Origin of the sequence: Enterobacter quasiroggenkampii (assembly GCF_043972695.1) — a bacterium.
GTDB lineage: Bacteria > Pseudomonadota > Gammaproteobacteria > Enterobacterales > Enterobacteriaceae > Enterobacter > Enterobacter quasiroggenkampii.
In genome coordinates this window covers 1,456,274-1,479,287 of sequence record NZ_CP143745.1, presented here as the reverse complement: position 1 = coordinate 1,479,287, position 23,014 = coordinate 1,456,274, and the positions used below count along the sequence as shown (strand labels likewise).

The window sequence follows — 23,014 nt, the reverse complement described above, 5'->3', positions numbered from 1 at the left end:
GTCGAAATGGAACCGTAACAACATGCGTACTAGCCAATATCTGCTCTCCACTCTGAAGGAGACGCCTGCCGACGCCGAAGTGATCAGCCATCAGCTGATGCTGCGCGCCGGGATGATCCGCAAGCTGGCCTCCGGGTTATACACCTGGCTGCCGACCGGCGTGCGCGTCCTGAAAAAAGTCGAAAACATCGTGCGTGAAGAGATGAACAACGCCGGTGCTATCGAGGTGTCCATGCCTGTGGTTCAGCCCGCTGACCTGTGGCAGGAGAGTGGCCGTTGGGAACAATATGGCCCTGAACTGCTGCGCTTCGTCGATCGCGGCGAGCGTCCGTTCGTTCTCGGCCCAACGCATGAAGAAGTCATTACCGACCTGATTCGTAATGAGCTGAGCTCTTACAAACAGCTGCCGCTGAACTTCTTCCAGATCCAGACCAAGTTCCGTGACGAAGTTCGCCCACGTTTCGGCGTCATGCGCTCTCGCGAATTCCTGATGAAAGATGCCTACTCTTTCCATACCTCTCAGGAATCCCTGCAAGAGACGTACGACGCAATGTACGCGGCATACAGCAAAATCTTCTCCCGCATGGGTCTGGATTTCCGCGCTGTGCAGGCTGATACCGGCTCCATCGGCGGTAGCGCATCCCATGAGTTCCAGGTTCTGGCGCAGAGCGGTGAAGACGATGTGATCTTCTCTGACTCCTCTGATTACGCGGCGAACATCGAATTTGCAGAAGCGCTGGCACCAAAAGAACCGCGTGCTGCGGCAACGCAAGAGATGACGCTGGTTGATACGCCAAACGCGAAAACCATTGCCGAGCTGGTTGAGCAGTTCAACCTGCCGATCGAAAAAACCGTTAAGACCCTGCTGGTGAAATCCACCGAAGGGAGCGCTTACCCGCTGGTTGCCCTGCTGGTGCGTGGCGATCACGAGCTGAACGAAGTGAAAGCCGAGAAGCTGCCGCAGGTCGCCAGCCCGCTGACGTTCGCCACTGAAGCGGAAATCCGCGCCGTGGTCAATGCTGGGCCAGGTTCTCTCGGTCCGGTGAATATGCCGGTTCCTGTTGTTATTGACCGCACGGTAGCCGCGATGAGCGACTTCTCCGCTGGTGCGAACATCGACGGTAAACACTACTTCGGCATCAACTGGGATCGCGACGTGGCGACGCCGGAAGTGGCTGACATCCGTAACGTGGTCGCAGGCGACCCAAGCCCGGACGGTCAGGGTACCCTGATGATCAAGCGCGGTATCGAAGTGGGTCACATCTTCCAGCTGGGCGATAAATACTCGCGCGCGCTGAACGCCGCCGTTCAGGGTGAAGATGGCCGTAACCAGATCCTGACCATGGGTTGCTACGGTATCGGGGTGACGCGCGTGGTAGCTGCGGCGATTGAGCAGAACTACGACGAGCGCGGCATCGTCTGGCCGGACAACATCGCACCGTTCCAGGTCGCTATTCTGCCAATGAACATGCACAAGTCTTACCGCGTACAGGAACTGGCCGAGAAGCTGTATGCCGAGCTGCGTGCGCAGGGTATCGAAGTGCTGATGGATGACCGTAAAGAGCGTCCGGGCGTGATGTTTGCCGATATGGAACTGATCGGTATCCCACACACCGTCGTGATCGGCGACCGTAACCTCGATAGCGACGAGATTGAATACAAATACCGTCGCAGCGGCGAAAAACAGATGATCAAGACCGGCGACATTCTTGATTACCTGGTGAAAGCCATCAAAGGCTAAACAAAAAACCCCGCTCAGGCGGGGTTTTTTAATGGCGCTACGTCAGCTTATTTGCTGTTACAGTCTTTGCCCGCAATAAATTTCGCGTCTTTGTCCGCCACCAGCGTTTTCACCATCTCTCCGCTATCCGGGTTTGGCTCCAGCGTAAAGTGACCGTCCACCGTCAGCAATATCGGCTTGCTGTCATTGCCGCGCGCCACAGCGTAATCACGCTCAAGCTGGGCATTGTTTGCCACGCTAACCTTCTTGCCGGTTGCGCAGTCGGTAAAGATCGCCGCATCCGCCATATAGAAGTACATCCCGCGCATTGCCATCGGCGTCGCGGGCAGAGCCGCTTTCACCGGCGCCAGCGTGTAGTTGAACTGGGATTCAATAGGATTACCTTCGCGGTCGAGCATCTCCATGCTGTCACCTTTAGGGCGGAACCAGGTTTTCTCGCCGGAGGTATCGGTGAGGACAAGCTTCTCCGCCGTACGCGCCCATGTTCCATAAGTCGCAAAAGAAGAAGGCTCTTTCCCGCCCTGATAGCGCTGATTCATCACCCAGGTGCCGTCTTTTTGCAGGAACAGGGACGTTTCAATGCCTTCACAGTCCGCGCAAGGCAATACGCCGCGCCAGCTCTGCTGCATTGGTTTTAATTCTTCCGTTTGCGTGGGTTGCAAAACCTGCGTTTCTGAACGGTTGTTACACCCGAAAAGCGCAAACAGCGTACTCACTGCCAGCGCTGACCATAATGCTTTTTTCACAATGAATTCCTTATGAAATTTGTGTTCCCTTTCGTCACTCTGTCGGGCGACGAACTTTACCGCGTAATGCTTTCACTGTGGATTTTTGGGCCTTCGAGGACAGCCGACGCTCTTTCGATGCGCGGGTTGGCCGCGTTGCCCGGCGGCTTTTTTGTACTGCCGTTAATTCTTTGATGACCGCCACCAGCCTGGCGATGGCCGCTTCCCGGTTGAGCTCCTGGCTGCGGTATTCCTGGGCTTTGATCACCATCACGCCATCGCTGGTGATGAGGTGATGGCTGGCAGCAAGCAGACTTTCTTTATAATACTCTGGCAGGCTTGAGGCCCGAATGTCAAAACGCAAATGGATAGCTGTTGAGGCCTTGTTGACGTGCTGCCCACCTGCCCCCTGAGCGCGGATGGCGGTGATCTCCAGCTCGTTGTCCGGAATGCTGACGTTTCGGGACAAGACGATCATGAGGCCGGTTGCCACGCCGCTAAATGAATTTCCAGATTATTCTGAGAATCAGAAAGCCAGATTGCACCGTCCTGAATCGTCGCCTGTAACACCATGGTCCGGCTGGCAAAGTCACTCAGCTGCGCCAGTTGCTCATCATCCAGATACCAGACGGTGAGATTTTTAAACTGTCCGCACTTGCTCTTGTTTTGCTGCCACCAAATCTCTGCAGCACGCTGATTATATGCGAATAAGGCCACTTCAGCGGACTGGGTGCAGGCCTTCTTAATTCTGCGCTCGTCCGGCAGTCCAAGTTCGATCCACAAATCGATACCCAGATGATCGTTGCGCAGCCAGGCTTCAGGCTCGTCTTCTGCGCTTAACCCACGGGTAAACTGCAGACGCTCGTCAGCGTATTTAATCCACGCCAGCAGGCGCAGCATCATGCGCTCCTGGGTTTCGGAGGGGTGGCGTGCCAGCGTCAGCGAGGCGTCCAGGAACTGGTTGCGATCAAGATCGGCCACATTGACCACTGCTTTATAGATTGTCGCTTTCAGCGCCATGAGAGAACTCCATTCGAATCAGGCGCTCATTGTAGCGAAAACCGCGGCAAAAGGCTGTTGTAGGGTGATAAATACACCGCTATCAAGGCGCTGATATTGCTTAAATGAGTATGGTATAGTCACCTTGCTAAACCGAGTTTATCTTCGTAGGCTTAATGATATCTCACAGTAAGTCAGTGCGCTGGCGGGAGGGGATGTGAATAATTATTGTGAGTTAATTCGCAAACGGTATGCGGAAATCGCCAGCGGAGATCTGGGGTATGTCCCGGACGCGTTGGGCTGTGTATTGAAAGTGCTTAATGAAGTGGCCTCTGATGAGAGCCTTTCAGAGTCGGTCAGGGAAAAAGCAGCGTATGCTGCGGCGAATTTACTGGTGAGCGATTATGTCGATGAATGATACTTATCAACCCATCAATTGTGATGACTATGACAACCTCGAACTCGCCTGCCAGCATCATTTATTACTGACGCTGGAGCTAAAAGATGGCGAAGTGTTGAAGGCGAAAGCCAACGATCTGGTTTCACGTAAGAACGTGGAATACCTGATAGTGGAAGATGCCGGTGCGACGCGTGAGCTGCGTCTGGATAAAATAGCCAGCTTCAGCCACCCGCAAATCGGCACCGTCGTGGTGAGCGAATCCTGATGACACTAACGGGCAGCCAGGCTGCCCGTTACGCTTTCTGCCACTCAAACCTGACCCCGTCTTCCGCCCATCCCGCTTCCGTGATGAAAACCCCTGCCGCAGCAATCAACGTTTCACCATAGAACAGCAGCGGCGTGGAGTCGCGCAGCCACGGCGGTACGTTGCACTCCTGCCAGATTTTCTTCAGCTTGCGTCCCCCGTTGCGCCCGACAATATGCAGCATGCCGCCAGCCTTAAAGCGTACCGTTACCGGTTCACCGGGCTTCGGCAGCCGCACATGACCAGACGATATAAGAGAGACACGTCCAGCCTCAGCGGGCAATATCAGCGGAAGCTCAGGAGAAAGCCAGTCGAGCACCACATCGGTCAGACAGGGCGTTGATTTTACCCACCAGAGTTCCCCTTTATAGCGTCTTACGTCAAAACCGTTCAGATGGACGCGCGGGGAAGCATCGTCCCGCGCCAGGGCAACCTCGTCCCAGATACGGCTCAGCATCGCCCGCGACGGCATCGCAGCGTAATGAGAGGCCAGCCAGCGTCGTAGCAGCGCGGCGCGACGTACCGGGCTCATCGCTGTCAGCGGTGCAATCGCCAGCGCTCCGTCTTCAGAAATCAGTTCAGCCAGCTCGTCACTCAACAGCTCGTCCAGCAGCGTTTCCTGTTCGGCACACAGCATAGCGCTTCTTGCCGTCGCGTCGGCAAAATGCGGCCAGCGCTTGTTCAATAGCGGGAGGACGCGCAGACGCAGAAAGTTACGATCATACCCGTCATCCTGGTTACTCTCATCTTCAATCCAGCTGAGTTGATGTTCTCGCGCCCAGGCTTCAAGCGAGGCGCGCGTCTCGCCAAGCAGCGGACGCAGTAACGTTGTGCCGGCAAATACCGAACGCGCCGGCATGGCAGAAAGCCCCGCTGGTCCGCTTCCCCGCTTAAGCGCCAGCAGAAAGGTTTCACACTGATCGTCCAGATGCTGGGCCGTGACCAGCGCTTCTCCAGCATGTAATGCCCCGGCAAACGCGGCATAGCGGGCTTTACGCGCCTGCGCCTCGATTCCCAACCCTTCCTCTACCAGCGTGACGCGCTCGACGAGGAGCGGGATCGCCCATGCCGCACACAAGGCTTCGCAGTGCGCCAGCCACTCCTCTGCGTGAGGACTTAATCCGTGATGAATATGCATCGCCCGCAGCTGGACGTCAGGCTCCTGGTCGCGCCAGCGCTTAAGGCGATGGAGCAGAACGGTGGAATCCAGGCCGCCGCTAAACCCCACCAGCAGCTGGCGGTACGGTGAAACGGCGTGTGCGATAGCGGGTAAGGTCATAGGGAATTACACATAAAAAATGCCCGAACTGAGCGGGCATTATCACACAGGACGAAGATTACTGCTGATAAAGCTCCAGCGGCAGGCCGTCCGGGTCGTTGAAAAAGGTAAAACGCTTGTCGGTGAACGGATCGACGCGGATTGCTTCACACGTCACGCCGTGCGCTTCCAGATGTTTTACTGCGCTATCCAGGTCATCGACGCTGAAGGCGAGATGGCGCAGGCCGCAGGCTTCCGGGCGGGACGGACGCGCAGGCGGAAAAGGAAAAGAGAACAGTTCAATCACATACTGCCCGTTTAACGCCAGATCGCCCTTCCAGGAGTCGCGCTCCTCGCGGTACGCCTCGCTCAACAGCGTAAAGCCGAGAATGTCGCAGTAGAAGGCCTTACTCTTCGCGTAATCGGTCGCAATGATCGCAATATGATGAACCTGTTTTAAACCCAGCATAGCTTCTCCTTTTTATGATGCCTGAACGTTACAACCGAAAACCCGCACCATGCAAGCGGTCGCCCTTATTTTAGGACTCGCACCCAGTAAACGCCGTTTTCGTCGCGCTTCGCACCGTGGATATCCGTCTCAAAACCGGGGTAGTGACGCCCTACCGAACAGAGCATCAGCAGGAAATCGAGCACCGCCCGACTCTCTTCGGTAATCATCTCTCCCGGCATCAGGAGCGGTACGCCAGGCGGATACGGCAGGATCATGTTGGCCGATACGCGCCCAACCAGATTTTCCAGCTCGACGGTTTCGACCTCCCCCCTCACCTGGCGCTGCCATGCCTTGTGCGGAGTAAACTTCATCTCCGGCAACACATCAAACGCCTGAAGCATGAGACGCGGCAGATCGTGCTGACGGATCAGCCTGTGGATCCCCTGAGCCAGATCCTGAATGCGCATATTACGGTAGAAGTCGGGATCCTCCGCGTAGAGATCCGGCAGCATGTTCTTCACCCGCAGGTTGAGATCGTAGGCGCGCTTGAACTCCATCAGACCGCGCAACAGCCCCATCGCCCGGGTTTTATCGATCCCAATACTGAACAGGAACAGCAAATTATAGGGGCCTGTTTTCTCCACCACCACGCCGCGTTCATCAAGGAATTTCGCCACCAGCGCGGCCGGGATCCCTTCCTCGCTCATCTTGCCCTGCTCATCCATACCCGGCGTCAGGATCGTCACTTTTACCGGGTCGAGGAACATATGATCGCTATCGGCATCCCGGAAACCATGCCAGTCTTCGCCGGGCGAGACGGGCCAGCACTCCGCCTCATCAATCTCTTCCGGCTGCCAGATATCAAAGAACCAGCCGTCGGCTTCCTCTTTCAGCCGCTGAACCTCTTTGCGGAAATGCAGCGCGCGCTCTACCGAACGGTTGATGAGACGTTTGCCCGGATTGCCGCGCAGCATCGCCGCGGCCGTTTCGATAGACGCCACCAGCGGATAGCTCGGTGAGGTGGTGGTATGCATCATAAAGGCTTCGTTAAAGGTCTCTTCGTCGTACTCGCCTTTGATATGAATCAGCGAAGCCTGGGAAAACGCCGCCAGCATTTTGTGCGTCGACTGCGTTTCGAAGAACACTTTACCCGGCACGCGCTCACCGCTCATGCCGCTCTTACCCGCGTAAATCGGGTGGAAATTGGTGTACGGTACCCATGCGGAATCGAAGTGGATCGATGGCACGTCCAGCGTCTTTTTGATCCAGTTCGTGTTGTACAACAGACCGTCATAGGTCGAGTTGGTGATCACCGCATGGACAGGCCAGCCTGCGCCGGGCACTGCCGCGACCTTGCTTTCAATGGCTTCATGCATGAACTCCCGGCGCGGAATGCCGCCAAGAATACCGAGCGCGTTACGCGTGGGCGACAGCCAGAGCGGTACGACGTCGCTCATCATCAGCAGGTGCGCCAGCGATTTATGGCAGTTACGGTCAATCAGCAGGGTGCTCCCCGCAGGCGCGGCGTACATCCCGACGATTTTGTTCGAGGTCGAGGTGCCGTTGGTCACCATATAACTCTGCTCGGCCCCAAAGGTGCGGGCGATATACTCTTCAGCTTCCAGATGCGGGCCGGTATGATCCAGCAGCGAGCCTAATTCGGTGACTGAAATGGACACGTCCGCTTTCAGCGTGTTGCCACCAAAGAAATCATAGAACAGGCAGCCGACCGGGCTTTTTTGGTAGGCCGTTCCCGCCATATGGCCCGGCGTACAGAAGGTATATTTCCCCTCTTTCACGTAGGTGAAGAGCGCCCGGGTAAACGGTGGCGTAATGTTATCGAGATATTCATTCGTGTACTGCTGAATGCGGGTCGCAATGTCTTCCGCCACGCCGAGTGAATATTCAAAGAACCACAGCGCCATACGCATATCATTGGCGCTGACGTCCATGGTTGAGTGGGTATTAATAAAGGCGTACAGCGGGAGATATTCGTTCAGCTTGTTGATATCGCTGCACAGTTCGAGGTCATATTCATCCCAGTCGAAGATCACGCCGCAGATACGCGGGTTATGCTCGATGAACTTCAGCAGATCGGCACTGTTGTGCGGCCAGATTAGCTGATACCCGCGCGACTGCAGGGCTTGCTCCAGCTCCTTAATCGGCTCATCTTTATAAAAGACGCCGTGTGGCCCCATAACGGCAATGATATTCATGGGCTTCCTCCTTAAAAAACATTAGCTAAGCATAGTCCGGCTAAACCGCAGGTATAAAAAAAGCCGCAACATTGTGCGGCTTTTCAGATAATTGTGAAGCTTACGCGTAGCCGTAAGTCATCAGACGCTGGTAACGGCGGTTGAGCAGATCTTCTTTGCTCAGCACGTCAAGGTCTGCCAGATCGGCCAGCAGCTGCGCTTTCAGGGACGCTGCCATCACTTCCGGCTTACGATGTGCACCACCCAGCGGTTCCGGGATGATGGAATCGATCAGCTTAAGCTCTTTCAGACGTGGCGCAATGATGCCCATCGCTTCGGCAGCCAGAGGTGCTTTGTCGGCACTTTTCCACAGAATGGATGCACAGCCTTCCGGGGAGATAACGGAATAGGTGCTGTACTGCAGCATATTCACTTTATCACCCACGCCAATCGCCAGCGCGCCACCGGAACCCCCTTCACCGATAACGGTACAGATGACCGGCACCTTCAGACGAGACATCTCGCGCAGGTTGCGCGCGATGGCTTCAGACTGACCGCGCTCTTCCGCGCCCACGCCAGGGTAGGCACCCGGGGTGTCGATGAAGGTGATGATAGGCATATTAAAACGCTCAGCCATCTCCATCAGACGCAGGGCTTTACGGTAGCCTTCTGGGGCTGGCATACCGAAGTTACGACGGATTTTCTCTTTGGTTTCACGACCTTTCTGATGACCAATGATCATCACCGGGCGTCCGTCCAGACGCGCGATACCACCTACGATAGCTTTGTCGTCAGCGTATGCGCGATCGCCTGCCAGTTCGTCAAATTCGTCAAACGCCAGGCGGACATAATCCAGGGTGTACGGACGCTGTGGATGGCGAGCCAGCTGGGCCACCTGCCATGCGCCGAGATCGGCAAAGATTTTGCGCGTCAGCTCTACGCTTTTCTCGCGCAGACGATGCACTTCTTCGTCGATGTTAATATCCAGTTTTTCATCCTGACGGCTTACCGCTGTCAGAGAATCGATTTTCGCTTCCAGCTCAGCAATCGGCTGTTCGAAATCAAGGAAATTCAGACTCATAGTATTCCTGTATTAGTCAAACTCCAGTTCCACCTGCTCCGAACCAATGAGGCCACGGAGATCGTTCAGTAAACGATCGCTCGGAGAGACACGCCACGTTGCACCAAAGCGCAACCGCGCACGTGCATCCGCCCTCTGATAGTAGAGATGTACTGGAATTGTCCCCGAGCGGTGGGGTTCCAGAGACTGACGGAGTCGGTTTAAAAGCTGGTCATCAATTTGCCTGTCCGTCAGCGAGATAGCAAGCCCGCGAGCATATTTTTCCCGGGCTTCGTCAATGTCCATCACTTCGCGGGCGGTCATTTTAAGCCCCCCACTGAAGTCATCAAAGCTGACCTGTCCGCTGACGATAAGTATGCGGTCTTTTTCCAGCAATTGCTGGTATTTATCCAGCGCGTCGGTGAACAGCATCACCTCCAGACGCCCGGAACGGTCATCCAACGTACAGATGCCGATACGATTGCCGCGCTTGGTGACCATAACCCTTGCAGCAATCACGAGCCCCGCAGCCGTGGTGATTTTACCACGTTCTGTCGGATGCATGTCTTTTAGCCTGTGGCCGCCGACATAGCGCTCAATTTCTTTAATGTACTGGTTGATCGGGTGACCCGTCAGGTACAAGCCTAACGTTTCACGCTCGCCGTCCAGCACCACCTGTTCTGGCCACGGCTGGCAGTTGGAATACGACTGTTCAATCTGCTCCGGCTCTTCCGCCAGCACCCCGAACATATCCGCCTGGCCAATGGCTTCCGCTTTCGCGTGCTGATCCGCCGCTTTCAGGGCGTCGCCCAGCGAGTTCATTAGCGCGGCGCGATGCGGCCCCAGCCTGTCGAACGCGCCGGACATGATCAGTTTTTCCAGCACGCGGCGGTTCAGTTTTTTGGTATCGGTACGGGCGCAAAGATCGAACAGCTCGCGGAAATAGCCGCCGTTGTTGCGCGCTTCGATGATCGCCTCGATCGGCCCCTCACCTACGCCCTTGATCGCGCCAATCCCGTAAACGATCTCCCCGTCGTCATTGACGTGGAAATGGTAAAGACCCGAGTTGATATCCGGCGGCAAGATCTTCAGCCCCATGCGCCAGCACTCATCCACCAGCCCTACCACCTTCTCGGTGTTGTCCATATCCGCGGTCATTACCGCCGCCATAAACTCAGCAGGATAGTGCGCCTTCAGCCACAGCGTTTGATACGACACCAAAGCATAGGCGGCGGAGTGAGATTTGTTAAATCCGTACCCGGCGAATTTCTCCACCAGGTCGAAGATTTTCATCGCCAGTTCGCCGTCAACGCCGTTTTTCTTCGCACCATCTTCAAAGATGGAGCGCTGCTTGGCCATCTCTTCCGGCTTTTTCTTACCCATCGCACGACGCAGCATGTCCGCGCCGCCGAGGGTATAGCCGGAAAGCACCTGGGCGATCTGCATCACCTGTTCCTGGTACAGGATGATGCCGTAGGTGGGCTCCAGCACCGGCTTCAGGCTTTCGTGCTGCCACTGAACGTCCGGGTAGGAAATCTCTTCGCGCCCGTGCTTACGGTCGATAAAGTTATCTACCATCCCTGACTGCAGCGGGCCCGGACGGAACAGGGCAACCAGTGCGATCATATCTTCGAAGCAGTCGGGCTGCAGACGCTTAATCAGATCTTTCATGCCGCGGGATTCAAGCTGGAAGACGGCGGTGGTCTCCGAGCGCTGCAGCATGTCGAAACTTTTCTTGTCATCCAGCGGGATGGCCGCGATATCCAGCGGCGGCTCGCCGTTCTTCTCGCGGCGGGCGTTGATCATCTCCAGCGCCCAGTTAATGATGGTCAACGTACGCAGGCCAAGGAAGTCGAACTTCACCAGCCCGGCGTATTCTACGTCGTTCTTGTCAAACTGGGTAACCGGGTGTTGGCCCGCTTCATCGCAGTAAAGCGGTGCAAAATCCGTAATTTTAGTCGGGGCGATAACCACGCCCCCTGCATGCTTACCGGCGTTTCGCGTAACGCCTTCCAGCTTGCGCGCCATGTCGATCAGCGCTTTGACTTCTTCGTCCGCTTCGTAGATTTCCGGCAGCTGCGGTTCAGCCTCAAAGGCTTTTGCCAGCGTCATACCCGGATCCGGCGGCACCAGTTTAGAGATGCGATCGACAAACCCGTACGGGTGGCCCAGCACGCGGCCCACGTCACGGATAACCGCTTTCGCCGCCATCGTACCGAACGTAATGATCTGCGATACCGCATCACGGCCGTACATATCGGCCACGTGCTCAATCACCTGGTCGCGTTTCTCCATGCAGAAGTCGACGTCGAAGTCGGGCATCGAGACACGTTCCGGGTTGAGGAAACGTTCGAACAGCAGGTCGAATTCCAGCGGATCGAGGTCGGTAATTTTCAGCGCATATGCCACCAGCGAACCTGCACCGGAGCCACGCCCCGGTCCGACCGGCACGCCGTTATCCTTCGACCACTGGATAAACTCCATAACGATCAGGAAGTAGCCCGGGAAGCCCATCTGGTTGATCACCTGGAGTTCAATGTCCAGGCGTTCGTCATATTCAGGGCGACGCTTTTTACGCTCTTCTTCATCCGGGAACAGGAATTCCAGACGCTCTTCCAGACCTTCTTTTGATTTCGCGACCAGGAAATCTTCCGTGGTCATGTCTCCCGTCGGGAATTGCGGCAGGAAGTATTCGCCGAGGCGGACGGTGACGTTGCAGCGCTTGGCAATCTCTACGCTGTTTTCCAGCGCTTCGGGGATATCGGAGAAGAGCTCACACATCTCCTCCTCGCTGCGCATGTACTGTTGTGCGGAGTAATTACGCGGCCGCTTCGGATCGTCGAGGGTGAAACCATCGTGGATCGCCACGCGAATCTCATGCGCGTCGAAATCACCCGCCTCAAGGAACCGCACGTCGTTGGTGGCCACCACGGGCAACCCGCGCTCTTCTGCGAGCGCCACCGCGGCATGAAGATAGCTCTCTTCATCCTGACGGCCGGTACGGATCAACTCCAGGTAATAACGATTCGGGAAATATTCTTCATAGAACGAGACGCATTGATCAACTAGCGCACTATTGCCGCGCAGCAGACATTTGCCGACGTCACCCATACGGCCACCCGAGATCAGCAGTAGCCCTTCGTTCAGCTCGGCCAGCCAGTCACGGTCGATCCACGGCCCCAGCGCGCCATAGCCGCGCTGATAGGCTTTTGAGATAAGCAGGGTGAGGTTTTGATAACCCGTGTTGTTCATCGCCAGCACGGAGATTTGCGTCATTTCATCGCCGATGAGATCGCTCTGCACATGAAAATCTGCACCGACGATGGGCTTCATCCCCGCGCCGTGCGCCGTTCCGTAGAACTTCACCAGGCCACACAGGTTGGTAAAATCGGTGATCGCCAGCGCGGGCATGCCAAGGGAGGCCGCCTTTTTTACCAGCGGCCCGGTCTTCGCCAGCCCATCGATCATGGAGTAGTCGCTATGCACCCGCAGGTGTACGAAACGTGGTTCAGCCATCTTCAGATTCCGCGTTACTTAATTGCTTGCGTAATGATTCAGGACACCCGTCCCAGGGCGCGTTTCACCGGGCCAAAACTGCGCCGATGGTGTTCGGTTGCGCCATGTTCAGCCAGCCTCTCCAGGTGGAAAGGTGTGGGATATCCCTTATGCTGGGCGAAACCATACTGAGGGTAAGTGAGGTCGAGCGCGGCCATTTCAGCGTCGCGTGTCACTTTGGCAATAATAGAAGCTGCGCTAATTTCTGCGACCCGGCTATCGCCTTTGACCACTGCCATTGAAGGCATGGGCAGTGCCGGACAGCGGTTGCCGTCAATCAGGACATATTCAGGGGCGATTTTCAGCCCCGCTACCGCACGCTGCATCGCCAGCATCGTGGCATGCAAAATATTCAGCTCGTCTATCTCATGCGGCTCAGCGCGCCCGAGACTCCAGGCCAGCGCTTTCTCCTGAATCTCACTAAACAGCGCCAGCCGGCGCTTTTCAGACAATTTTTTAGAGTCGTTCAGCCCGACGATCGGCCGAGCCGGATCGAGGATCACCGCAGCGGTCACCACGGCTCCCACTAACGGACCACGACCCACTTCGTCCACACCCGCCACAAGGTGGGTGTGAGGATAAACAAATTCCATCATTTTGCTAACTCCAGCACCGCATCGGCCGCTTGCTCATCAGCATGACAGCGGATCAGTTGATGCAGTTCACGGAAGGTATCGTGCATCTGGTGGCTGGTTTTACCGTTGGCGAGCAGCGGCAGCAGCGCCTCGGCAAGCGCCTGCGGCTGGCACTCATCCTGCAGCAGCTCTTTCACCAGCTCGCGCCCGGCAAGCAGGTTTGGCAGGGAGACATAATCCGTTTTCACCAGACGTTTTGCCAGCCAGAAGGTAAACGGCTTCATGCGATAACCGACCACCATCGGGCATTTCGCCAGCATACATTCCAGCGCCGCCGTGCCGGAGGCCAGCAGTGCGGCATCGCTCGCATACATTGCTTCCCGCCCTTGCCCGTCCAGAAGACGGACGTGAAGATCCGGGCCGACGTCTGCTTTGATGCGCTCAAACTGCTCGCGGCGTTTGGCATTCACCAGCGGCACGACCACTTCGAGATCGGGGTACGTCTGGCGAAGAATTTGCGCTGTCTTGAGGAAATCAGCACTCAGCATCTCCACTTCTGCGCCACGGCTGCCGGGCAGCAAGGCCAGACAGTGCACATCATGGGGGATGCCCAGCATGTCGCGCGCCGCGTTTTTATCCGGATCCAGTGGCATTGCATCCGCCATGGTATGACCGATAAAACGGCACGGAACATTAAATCTGTCGTAAAACGCTTTTTCGAAAGGCAGGAAAGCCAGCACCAGGTGGGTGGACCGTCCGATTTTGAAAACGCGTTTCTGTCGCCACGCCCAGACGGACGGACTGACGTAGTGAATGGTTTTAATGCCCTGCTTTTTCAGGTTCCCTTCGAGGGTAATATTGAAATCAGGTGCATCGATACCGACAAACACATCGGGTTTGAGTTCTGTAAAGCGGCGGGTGAGATCGGCACGAATGTGCAGCAAACGGCGCAGCCGTCCCAGCACCTCAACGATACCCATCACGGCCAGCTCTTCCATTTCGTACCAGGCTTCACAGCCTTCGGCCTGCATCAGCGGGCCAGCAACGCCGACAAAGCGAGCATTGGGTACACGCGCCTTAAGCGCACGGATGAGACCTGCACCAAGAATATCGCCGGAGGTTTCTCCGGCGACCAGGGCTATCGTAAGCGGACGACTGTCGACCATTAACGAATCAGACCCCTTGTTGAACGGTCAAAGAACTCCATGAACGCGTCCACTTCCGGGTGCTTTTTCGCCAGTTCGGCAATTTCCGGCTTCGCCTCTTCCAGCGTTTTACCGCTGCGATACAGCAGTTTGTACGCGTTGCGGATGGCAGTAATCGCTTCGCGACTAAAGCCACGACGCTTGAGGCCTTCGATGTTCACACCAAACGGCGTGGCATGGTTGCCCTGCGCAATCACATACGGTGGGACGTCCTGCGCCACACCGGAGCATCCACCGACCATCACGTGCGCACCAATGATGCAGAACTGATGGACTGCGGTCATGCCGCCAATGATGGCGAAGTCATCAACCGATACGTGTCCTGCCAGCGTGGCGTTGTTGGCAAGAATACAGCGGTCACCCACGGTACAGTCGTGCGCGATATGCGCATTCACCATAAACAGGTTATCGCTGCCCACCTTCGTCAACCCACCACCCTGTACTGTTCCACGATGAATGGTGACGCTTTCGCGAATACGGTTACGATCGCCAATTTCCAGACGGGTCGACTCACCAGCATATTTCAGATCCTGGTTAACTTCGCCGATGGAGGCGAACTGATAGATCTCATTATTGCAGCCAATGGTCGTGTGACCATTCACGACAACGTGAGATTTCAGTACTGTACCCTCACCAATTTCGACATGGGGTCCAACAATACAAAACGGGCCAATGTGGACGTTAGCACCAATGATGGCACCGGTTTCCACAATCGCGGTAGGATGAATAAAGGCGGATTTATCAATCACGTATCAGGACTCCCGGCTACGAGCACACATCATCGTCGCTTCGCAAACAACTTTGCCGTCAACCAGCGCTACGCCTTTGAAGCGAGTCAGGCCACGACGCGTTTTTTCAAAAGTGACTTCCATGATCATCTGATCACCAGGCACGACAGGGCGCTTAAAGCGCGCTTCATCAATACCCGCGAAGTAATACAGCTCACCTGGCTCCAGTTTACCGACGCTTTTGAACGCCAGAATACCGGTAGCCTGAGCCATCGCTTCCAGAATCAACACACCCGGGAAGATAGGCTTACCAGGGAAGTGGCCCTGGAAGAACGGCTCGTTCACGGAAACATTTTTCACTGCGCGCAGAAAACGACCTTCTTCAAAATCCAGCACACGATCTACCAGCAGAAACGGGTAGCGGTGCGGCAGAAGTTCTAAAATCTCTTCAATATGCAGAGTATGAGTGTCAGTAGTCAAAATACTCTTCCTGTCAAAATGTACTGATAACAATAATAACACGGCCTGCCGGTTTATTAGAAAGCCGACAGGCCGGGAAAAATAGCGTTCAACGGATGACGCTTAGTCTTGTTGATCGATCTTACGCTCAAGAGACTTGAGGCGCTTGCTCATATCATCAATGTTCATCACCAGAGCTGCTGTTTTACGCCATACCTTGTTGGGCTGAAGCGGAATGCCGGAGGAATAGACGCCAGGTTCAGTGATAGGACGCATTACCATGCCCATTCCCGTCACGGTCACCTTGTCGCAAATTTCCATATGGCCATTAATCACGCTCGCACCGCCAATCATGCAATAACGGCCAATTTTCAGGCTGCCCGCCATGATGACGCCACCTGCAACCGCGGTATTGTCGCCAATCACAACGTTATGCGCAATCTGGCACTGGTTATCGATGATAACACCATTGCCAATGATCGTGTCGTCAAGCGCGCCACGGTCAATGGTGGTACAGGCGCCGATCTCCACGCGATCGCCAATAATGACGCGACCAAGCTGCGGGATCTTCACCCAGTTACCGCGATCGTTAGCGTAACCAAAGCCATCAGAACCAATCACGGTGCTGGACTGAACGAGGCAGTTTTCGCCAATTTCCACGTCATGATAAACGGACACATTGGCCCACAAACGGGTCCCCGCGCCGATTTTCGTATTTTTCCCAACGAAGCAGCCTGGGCCAATGACGACGTTATCGCCCAGCACAACGCCGGATTCGATAACCGCATTCGCCCCAACGGCGACGTTGTTACCCAGCCTGGCCGTCTCATCAATCGCTGCGCTGGCAGCAATGTTCTGGGCCGGTTGCGGCGTGGTATCAAGAATTTGAGCCATGCGTGCATACGTCAGGTAGGGGTTTTTCACTACCAGCGCGCTTACAGTGGCAAATGGAAGATCGTCCTGCGTCAGAACAACAGCTGACGCCTGGCATTGAGCCAGTTGCTCACGGTACTTAGGGCTTACCATGAAGGTAATCGTGCCAGCTTTAGCAGATTGCATGGACGCAACAGCGGTGATGACGATATCGCCATCACCGTGTAATTCTGCATCCAACTGCTGAGCTAAATCAGCCAGTCGAATTGAAGGCATTACTTATTTAACCTGTTTCAGAACATCAGCAGTGATGTCTTTAACATCTTTGCTGTTGAAAGCAACGGCGTTCGCATCAACAACCAGATCGATGCTCTGATCGGCAGCCACTGCTTTAACAGCGGTCTGAATGCGAGTCACCAGCTTGCCGCGTTCTTCGTTAGAACGACGCTGACGATCCTGCTCGAAAGCCTGCGCTTTCTGGGAGAACGTCTGGCGCTGAGCCATTACGTCTTTTTCCAGCTTGCTGCGGTCGCTTGCTTTCATGGTAGAACCATCACGCTGCAGACGCTGCATTTTGGACTGAAGATCGTTTTCCATACCCTGCAGTTCGCTTGCACGGCCTTTGAATTCGTTTTCCAGAGTCGCAGAAACACCTGTTTTCTGTGCAACCTGCTGGAACAAATTACCCATGTTGACGATTGCAATTTTGTCTGCTGCCTGAGCAGAAGTTGCCATCGCTAAACCGAGACCTGCAGCTAATAACCACTTTTTCACAATTAACTCCTTACCATCCCATTGGCACCAGAAGGTACCGTTCTTTGCGTGGCAAGGCGATCGTTTTACCGATCGCCAGTTGTCAGCGCTACACTGCCAACGCATTCCTTTGCTGCGGATTATTACCAGGTTTTACCAATGTTAAACTGGAATTGCTCCGACTTATCTCCATCATATTTCTTAAACGGCTGGGCGTAAGAGAAGACCAACGGCCCCAGCGGTGACATCCATTGTAATGCGATACCGGCAGACATGCGAATATTGCTCGGATCGCTGTAGTCAGGAACACCTGCCGCACGCATCTGGGCCGTATTCTGCCAGTTGGTATCCCACACCGTGCCCGCATCCCAGAAGAAGGACGTACGGACGGAGTTCGCGTATTTATCGCTGATAAACGGCGTTGGAGTGATGAACTCCAGGCTGGCAACGGCCATAGCATTACCGCCGACTGCGTCATCGGAGCTACAGACATTTTTATTACCGTTTGCATCTGTGGCGGATTTATCGCAGTTATCTTTGTCGTTCCCGCCGTAGTAAACCGCTTTCGGACCAATGTTGTTGGACTGGAAGCCACGAACGGTACTGGAACCACCGGCATAGAAGTTTTCATAGAACGGCAGTTCTTTGCCGCCTAAACCATCACCATAGCCCCAGCGGGTACGACCCAGAACCACCCACTTATGATCGTCGTCGATCGGGAAGTAGGACGCGGTATCCAGCGTCACCTTATAGAACTCGTTATCGGAGCCCGGCACGGTGACTTTACCGTTCAGGTTGACGCGAGAACCTTCCGTTGGGAAGTAGCCACGGTCGAGACGGTTATAGGTCCAGCCGTAGTTGAAGGTGAAGTCATCCGCCGCAAAACCGTTATTATCGCTGGTGGTGCTCGCTGACTGGCCAATAGAATCCAGATAACGCCACATCGCCACCTGCGGTTGCATATTGGACAGGTCGTTATGCACGTAACCTAAGCCCGCACGCAGGGTGTTGTATTCGTTGATCGGGAAGCCAAGCGTACCGTCCACACCGTAACTCTTGTTGGTGTACGAGGACAGATCCGCATCGTCTGCTTTAAAGTCGTTATAGAAGATACGACCGCCCAGGCTCACACCGTCAACGGTGAAGTATGGGTTCGTTACAGAGAACTCAGAGTAAGTCTGGTAGTCGTTTTTGGTACCGTTAATTCCGACAGAGTAACCCGTACCCAGCCAGTTATCTTGCTGCACGCCGACCTGGAAGCTGACGCCGCTTTCGGTACCGTAGCCCACACCGAAGTTGAAGCTACCGGTGTTACGCTCTTTCACTTTATAAACGACATCAACCTGATCCGGGCTGCCCGGTACGCGCTGGGTGTCGGTGTCCACCGTTTCAAAATAGCCCAGACGGTTCAGACGCTCTTTACCCTGATCAACGAGATCGCTACCTAACCATGCGCCTTCCATCTGACGCATTTCGCGACGCAGAACGGAGTCTTTGGAGGTGTCGTTACCGACGAAGCGGATCTTACGCACGTAGAAACGGTTACCCGCGTCAACATTCACGTGCAGCTTAACGGTTTTATCCGCGTCATTGATTTCCGGCTGAGTCTGTACGCGCGGATAGGCATAACCATAACGGCCGAGCAGCTTCTTAATGCTGTCTTCCATTTTGGTGACCTTGGAACCGCTATAGAGATCGCCTGGCTGAATTTTGGTCAGCGATTCGATTTCAGCAGAATGCCCCGCCAGGTTACCACTTACCTCAACACCCGAAAGCTTGTACTGATCGCCTTCAGTGATGTTGATCGTAATGTAGATGCCTTTCTTGTCCGGCGTCAGACTCACCTGAGTCGAGTCGATATTGAAACGCGCGTAACCACGATCCAGATAGTAGCTGCGCAGGGTTTCAAGGTCGCCCGCCAGTTTCTGTTTCTGGTATTTGCGATCGCCTACCACGTTCCACCATGGCACTTCATCGCGCAGCTGGAAGGTGGAGATCAGTTCGTCGGTGCTGAACGCGTGGTTGCCGACAATGTTGATCTGCTGGATCTTCGCAGAAACACCTTCCTGGAAGACCAGCTTCAGGTCAACACGGTTACGTGGCAGCGGAGTAACAACCGCTTTCACGCTGGCGCTGTATTTACCGACGCTGTAGTAGAAGTCTTCCAGACCTTTTTCAATGTCTGAAAGGGTTGTGCGGTCCAGAGACTCCCCCACACGAACACCGGATGCTTCAAGGTTTTGCTTGAGCATGTCATCTTTCACCGACTTGTTGCCGGAGAAAGTGATACTGGCGATCGTTGGACGTTCTTTTACCTGTACCAGCAGCGTATCACCATCGCGCAGGACGCGGACATCCTCGAAGTTGCCGGTGGCAAACAGAGCACGGATGGTGTTACTGATATCATCATCATTAACCGTATCGCCGGGGCGCACAGGCATACTGAGGAGGGCCGCACCAACGGCGACACGCTGAAGGCCTTCGAAATGAATGTCTTTCACTACGAACCCGTCAGCACCGTATACGGTGGCGCTGCTAAACAGCAGCGACGCTATGAGCAACTTTTTCATCGCCATCGTTATTATGCGTTCTTCCTAACTAACTCTCTTACAACCGAGAGAAATCATTGAAAAGTGCAAGCCCCATTAACAGCACCAGCAAAATCGAGCCAATGCGATAACTAAAGTCTTGAACTCGCTCGGATACCGGTCCGCCTTTTAGCTTTTCAATCGCTAAAAACAGCAGATGACCCCCGTCTAAAACGGGAAGCGGGAACAGGTTGATTATCCCAAGGTTCACGCTAATGAGCGCGAGGAACATGAGATAGTAAATCACCCCGAATTCCGCTGACATCCCAGCCCCCTGAGCAATCGAAATTGGCCCACTGAGGTTGTTCAGTTTCACATCACCGGTTATCAATTTCCCCAACATGTTGACCGTCAGCTTCATCAGTTGCCATGTTTTATCCGTGGCTTCAAGGATGGCGCTGAACGGCCCATACTGGCGTATTGTCTTGTACTCATCTGGCAGCGGGATCACTTTTGGCACAACGCCTGCAAACCCTTCTGCCTTCTTGCCGACCGACTTCGTATCCGGGATCAGCGTCAGCGAAAGCGGACTGCCCTGCCTTTCAACTTCCAGCGCGAGAGACGTACCCGGATTATCGCGCACCAGAGTAACAAAGGTCATCCACTCTGTTAATGGTTGACCATCGACTTTAACGATCCTGTCGCCTGCTTGCAAACCCGCTTTGCTCGCCGCCGAGTTGGCCTGGACTTCGGCTAATACCGGCTCGATCTGTGCGCCGCGTGGACGAATGCCCAGCGCAGCGACGGGATCCTCTTTGTCCGGCTCGAAACGCCAGTGACGTAAATCGAGCACTTTGTCCTGACGGGCGTCTGACCCAAACGGCGATACGCTGATGGTGGTCTGCGGATCGCCAATTTTAGCAACCAGCTGCAGTCGCACGGCATCCCAATCAGGGGTTTCGATACCATCAATCGCTTTAAGTTCCATCCCGGATGTAATTTGCGCACTCGCCGCGATGGAGTTGGGGGCAATTTCACCGACAACCGGACGTACGCCAGGGACGCCGATGATAAACACCAGCCAGTAAGCGAAAATCGCAAAGATGAAGTTGGCTACCGGTCCGGCAGCGATGATGGCGGCGCGTTGTCCAACGGTTTTATTGTTGAATGCGCTGTGTCGCAGCTCAGGCGCGACAGGCTCGACGCGTTCGTCGAGCATTTTGACGTAGCCGCCCAGCGGGATAAGGGCGATGACAAATTCCGTGCCGTGGCGATCGGTGCGCGTCCAGAGTGATTTACCAAAACCGATGGAAAACCGCTCTACGCGCACACCACAGCGGCGAGCAACCCAGAAATGGCCAAATTCATGCACGGTAATCAGTACACCCAGTGCAACTATGAACGCCGCCAGATTCCAGAGAATGCTCAGCATAAAACCTTCCGTTAAATCGTCCCGAATACCAGTAAAAGCAAACACGCAAACACGGGAACAGCCGCTGTCAGGCTATCAATGCGATCCAGTATACCGCCATGCCCTGGAATCAGGTGTCCACTGTCCTTAATCCCTGCTTCACGCTTGAACATACTTTCGGTTAAATCACCGAGCACGGAGGCAAGCGCAGCAAAAATCGAGCACACCAGCAATATTGACGGTGCCACTTCAAGATTCGCCCAGACGCCGTAGCCCCAGGAGATGATCGCGGCCGTAAACAAACCGCCGATGAATCCTTGCCAGGTTTTGCCCGGAGAAACCTTCGGCGCCAGCTTATGTTTGCCAAACAGTTTACCAAACATATAGGCCCCGGAGTCAGCCCCCCAGACGAGAATCATCACATAAAGCAGCCAGATCGCACCGCTGTAGTGGTTTTCGTCGTAGTGCCAGGCGCGCAGCGCAACCATACCCCAGAAAAAAGGAATAATGGTGAGCAAACCAAAAATCAGTCGCAGCACTTTTGAATGACGCCATAACGCCGCGGAGCCGGGATAAAACAGCACCAGCAACAGCGCGGCCACCCACCAGGCCAACGATATCCACAAGGAACCGGCCACCAGGGGCTGATGAATATCATGATGATATTCAGGCAACGTAAACAGCATTATGGCCAGAATAAAGCCACACAGTACCGCAAGCCATACTCGCTGCGTGCGCGAGGTAAAGCCGCTAAACTGTCCCCATTCCCACGCGGCGAGCATGCACACCACCAGCGTAACAATAGCGAATCCCACCGGGGGCAGTAAAAACAGCGCCGCAATGACAATGGGTATTAATACAAAAGCGGAAATCAGGCGATACTTCAGCAAAAGCTACCCCCATCAGGCGTTATCGCCACCAGGCTCGGTGCCGCCGAAACGACGCTCTCGATTGGCAAAGGCATGCAGCGCACCTTCAAAGTCTTGTTCATCAAAATCGGGCCAAAGAACATCCGTAAAGTAAAGTTCAGCATAGGCAATTTGCCATATCAAAAAGTTACTTATGCGATGTTCCCCCCCTGTCCTAATTACCAAATCCACAGGTGCCTGTTCATTCATGCAGATTTGCTTGCTCAGCGCCTCTTCATCAATTTGGTCGGGTCTCAACAGCCCTTCCTGAACCTGTTCGGCCAGATGCCGAACGCCCTGGATAATATCCCAGCGTCCGCCGTAATTCGCCGCAATATTCAGCGTCAGTCCGGTATTATTTTCCGTCAGCGCTTCTGCTTTGCGAATCCGTTCCTGCAAACGTGAGTTAAAACGACTGGTATCGCCAATGATACGCAGGCGGACGTTGTGGCGGTGCAGGCTTTTTACTTCGCTGTCTAGCGCCCACACAAACAATTCCATCAACGCAGTCACTTCCTGCAGTGGTCGATTCCAGTTTTCACTGCTAAAAGCATAGAGCGTTAACGCATCAATGCCGTTATTGGCGGCAAAAGAAACGGCGCGGCGAACAGATTTCGCCCCAGCTTTATGCCCAAAGGCTCGTATTTTCCCTTGTCTTTTCGCCCAGCGGCCATTGCCATCCATAATGATTGCTACATGACGGCAGCCATGCGCTGGCAAGTTTTCGCTTATTGGTTGATTCGCAGACAACATAACGCGTTTTTTGTCCCTGAAAAGGATTTAACGGTACTCAGGAATACTGAAGCCGATACATAAAAAAGCCGTGTAAAACCACGGCTCACCTGACCACGTAAAGTCAAATACCTGCGATCAGGTGGCGCAGACT

Annotated in this window: 21 protein-coding genes; 3 read left to right on the top strand and 18 right to left on the bottom strand. The window is 54.8% G+C overall.

Annotated features, from left to right (window positions below; genetic code table 11):
- Positions 1–22: 22 nt before the first annotated feature.
- Positions 23–1,741, top strand: coding sequence for a proline--tRNA ligase (proS, locus tag V1572_RS07000; protein WP_048028425.1), 1,719 nt, complete (start codon positions 23–25; stop codon positions 1,739–1,741).
- Between the two features lie 47 nt (positions 1,742–1,788).
- Here the strand turns inward: proS and nlpE are convergent, their stop codons facing one another.
- From nlpE to V1572_RS06985, 3 genes are read right to left on the bottom strand one after another with little or no spacing between them, the layout of a single operon-like run.
- Positions 1,789–2,487, bottom strand: coding sequence for an envelope stress response activation lipoprotein NlpE (gene nlpE / locus V1572_RS06995; RefSeq protein WP_048028427.1), 699 nt, complete (start codon positions 2,485–2,487; stop codon positions 1,789–1,791).
- Between the two features lie 34 nt (positions 2,488–2,521).
- Positions 2,522–2,944 carry an alternative ribosome rescue aminoacyl-tRNA hydrolase ArfB gene (arfB, locus tag V1572_RS06990; RefSeq protein ID WP_028018285.1) on the bottom strand — a complete coding sequence of 141 codons (423 nt, stop codon included), beginning with the start codon at positions 2,942–2,944 and terminating at the stop codon, positions 2,522–2,524.
- Positions 2,941–3,486 (bottom strand): YaeQ family protein, encoded by a 546-nt coding sequence (locus V1572_RS06985; RefSeq protein WP_048225706.1) that lies wholly within the window; start codon positions 3,484–3,486, stop codon positions 2,941–2,943. The genes arfB and V1572_RS06985 overlap by 4 nt, the downstream gene beginning before the upstream one ends.
- A 196-nt stretch (positions 3,487–3,682) precedes the next feature.
- On the opposite strand from V1572_RS06985, the gene V1572_RS06980 reads away from it, so the two are divergent.
- Both V1572_RS06980 and rof read left to right on the top strand, forming a co-directional pair.
- Positions 3,683–3,883, top strand: a complete 201-nt coding sequence (locus tag V1572_RS06980; RefSeq protein WP_008501889.1) for a YaeP family protein — start codon at positions 3,683–3,685, stop codon at positions 3,881–3,883.
- Complete coding sequence (rof, locus tag V1572_RS06975) at positions 3,870–4,130, top strand: Rho-binding antiterminator (protein WP_024907532.1); 261 nt, start codon at positions 3,870–3,872, stop codon at positions 4,128–4,130. Before V1572_RS06980 ends, rof begins: the two co-directional genes overlap by 14 nt.
- A gap of 28 nt (positions 4,131–4,158) precedes the next feature.
- Here the strand turns inward: rof and tilS are convergent, their stop codons facing one another.
- The 15 genes from tilS to ispU form a co-directional block, all read right to left on the bottom strand.
- A complete protein-coding gene (gene tilS, locus V1572_RS06970; RefSeq protein WP_395299813.1) occupies positions 4,159–5,448 on the bottom strand; it encodes a tRNA lysidine(34) synthetase TilS in 1,290 nt (429 codons plus the stop codon).
- A gap of 58 nt (positions 5,449–5,506) precedes the next feature.
- Complete coding sequence (locus V1572_RS06965) at positions 5,507–5,896, bottom strand: VOC family protein (protein ID WP_023293230.1); 390 nt, start codon at positions 5,894–5,896, stop codon at positions 5,507–5,509.
- Positions 5,897–5,961: 65 nt separating this feature from the next.
- Positions 5,962–8,094: a lysine decarboxylase LdcC gene (locus tag V1572_RS06960; RefSeq protein WP_048225703.1), complete on the bottom strand. Its 2,133-nt coding sequence runs from the start codon at positions 8,092–8,094 to the stop codon at positions 5,962–5,964.
- Positions 8,095–8,194: 100 nt separating this feature from the next.
- Positions 8,195–9,154 (bottom strand): acetyl-CoA carboxylase carboxyl transferase subunit alpha, encoded by a 960-nt coding sequence (gene accA / locus V1572_RS06955; protein ID WP_008501895.1) that lies wholly within the window; start codon positions 9,152–9,154, stop codon positions 8,195–8,197.
- Positions 9,155–9,166: 12 nt separating this feature from the next.
- On the bottom strand, positions 9,167–12,649 hold the full coding sequence (gene dnaE / locus V1572_RS06950) for a DNA polymerase III subunit alpha (protein ID WP_045355195.1): 3,483 nt from the start codon (positions 12,647–12,649) through the stop codon (positions 9,167–9,169).
- Positions 12,650–12,687: 38 nt separating this feature from the next.
- On the bottom strand, positions 12,688–13,284 hold the full coding sequence (gene rnhB / locus V1572_RS06945) for a ribonuclease HII (protein ID WP_045907841.1): 597 nt from the start codon (positions 13,282–13,284) through the stop codon (positions 12,688–12,690).
- Positions 13,281–14,429 (bottom strand): lipid-A-disaccharide synthase, encoded by a 1,149-nt coding sequence (lpxB, locus tag V1572_RS06940; protein WP_395299812.1) that lies wholly within the window; start codon positions 14,427–14,429, stop codon positions 13,281–13,283. The genes rnhB and lpxB overlap by 4 nt, the downstream gene beginning before the upstream one ends.
- Positions 14,429–15,217: an acyl-ACP--UDP-N-acetylglucosamine O-acyltransferase gene (gene lpxA / locus V1572_RS06935; protein WP_045907839.1), complete on the bottom strand. Its 789-nt coding sequence runs from the start codon at positions 15,215–15,217 to the stop codon at positions 14,429–14,431. Before lpxA ends, lpxB begins: the two co-directional genes overlap by 1 nt.
- A 3-nt stretch (positions 15,218–15,220) precedes the next feature.
- Complete coding sequence (gene fabZ / locus V1572_RS06930) at positions 15,221–15,676, bottom strand: 3-hydroxyacyl-ACP dehydratase FabZ (protein WP_010426706.1); 456 nt, start codon at positions 15,674–15,676, stop codon at positions 15,221–15,223.
- Positions 15,677–15,778: 102 nt separating this feature from the next.
- Entirely contained in the window at positions 15,779–16,804 is a 1,026-nt protein-coding gene (gene lpxD, locus V1572_RS06925) for a UDP-3-O-(3-hydroxymyristoyl)glucosamine N-acyltransferase (RefSeq protein WP_023345460.1), read from the bottom strand.
- Positions 16,805–16,807: 3 nt separating this feature from the next.
- Entirely contained in the window at positions 16,808–17,302 is a 495-nt protein-coding gene (skp, locus tag V1572_RS06920) for a molecular chaperone Skp (protein WP_045907838.1), read from the bottom strand.
- A gap of 122 nt (positions 17,303–17,424) precedes the next feature.
- The gene (gene bamA / locus V1572_RS06915; RefSeq protein ID WP_048028440.1) at positions 17,425–19,857 is read right to left on the bottom strand and encodes an outer membrane protein assembly factor BamA; all 2,433 of its coding nucleotides are present in this window, start codon (positions 19,855–19,857) and stop codon (positions 17,425–17,427) included.
- Between the two features lie 31 nt (positions 19,858–19,888).
- Positions 19,889–21,241 (bottom strand): sigma E protease regulator RseP, encoded by a 1,353-nt coding sequence (gene rseP / locus V1572_RS06910; protein WP_024907524.1) that lies wholly within the window; start codon positions 21,239–21,241, stop codon positions 19,889–19,891.
- Positions 21,242–21,252: 11 nt separating this feature from the next.
- Positions 21,253–22,110, bottom strand: a complete 858-nt coding sequence (cdsA, locus tag V1572_RS06905; RefSeq protein WP_045907836.1) for a phosphatidate cytidylyltransferase — start codon at positions 22,108–22,110, stop codon at positions 21,253–21,255.
- Positions 22,111–22,122: 12 nt separating this feature from the next.
- Complete coding sequence (ispU, locus tag V1572_RS06900; protein ID WP_047651476.1) at positions 22,123–22,881, bottom strand: (2E,6E)-farnesyl-diphosphate-specific ditrans,polycis-undecaprenyl-diphosphate synthase; 759 nt, start codon at positions 22,879–22,881, stop codon at positions 22,123–22,125.
- Positions 22,882–23,014 lie beyond the last annotated feature (133 nt).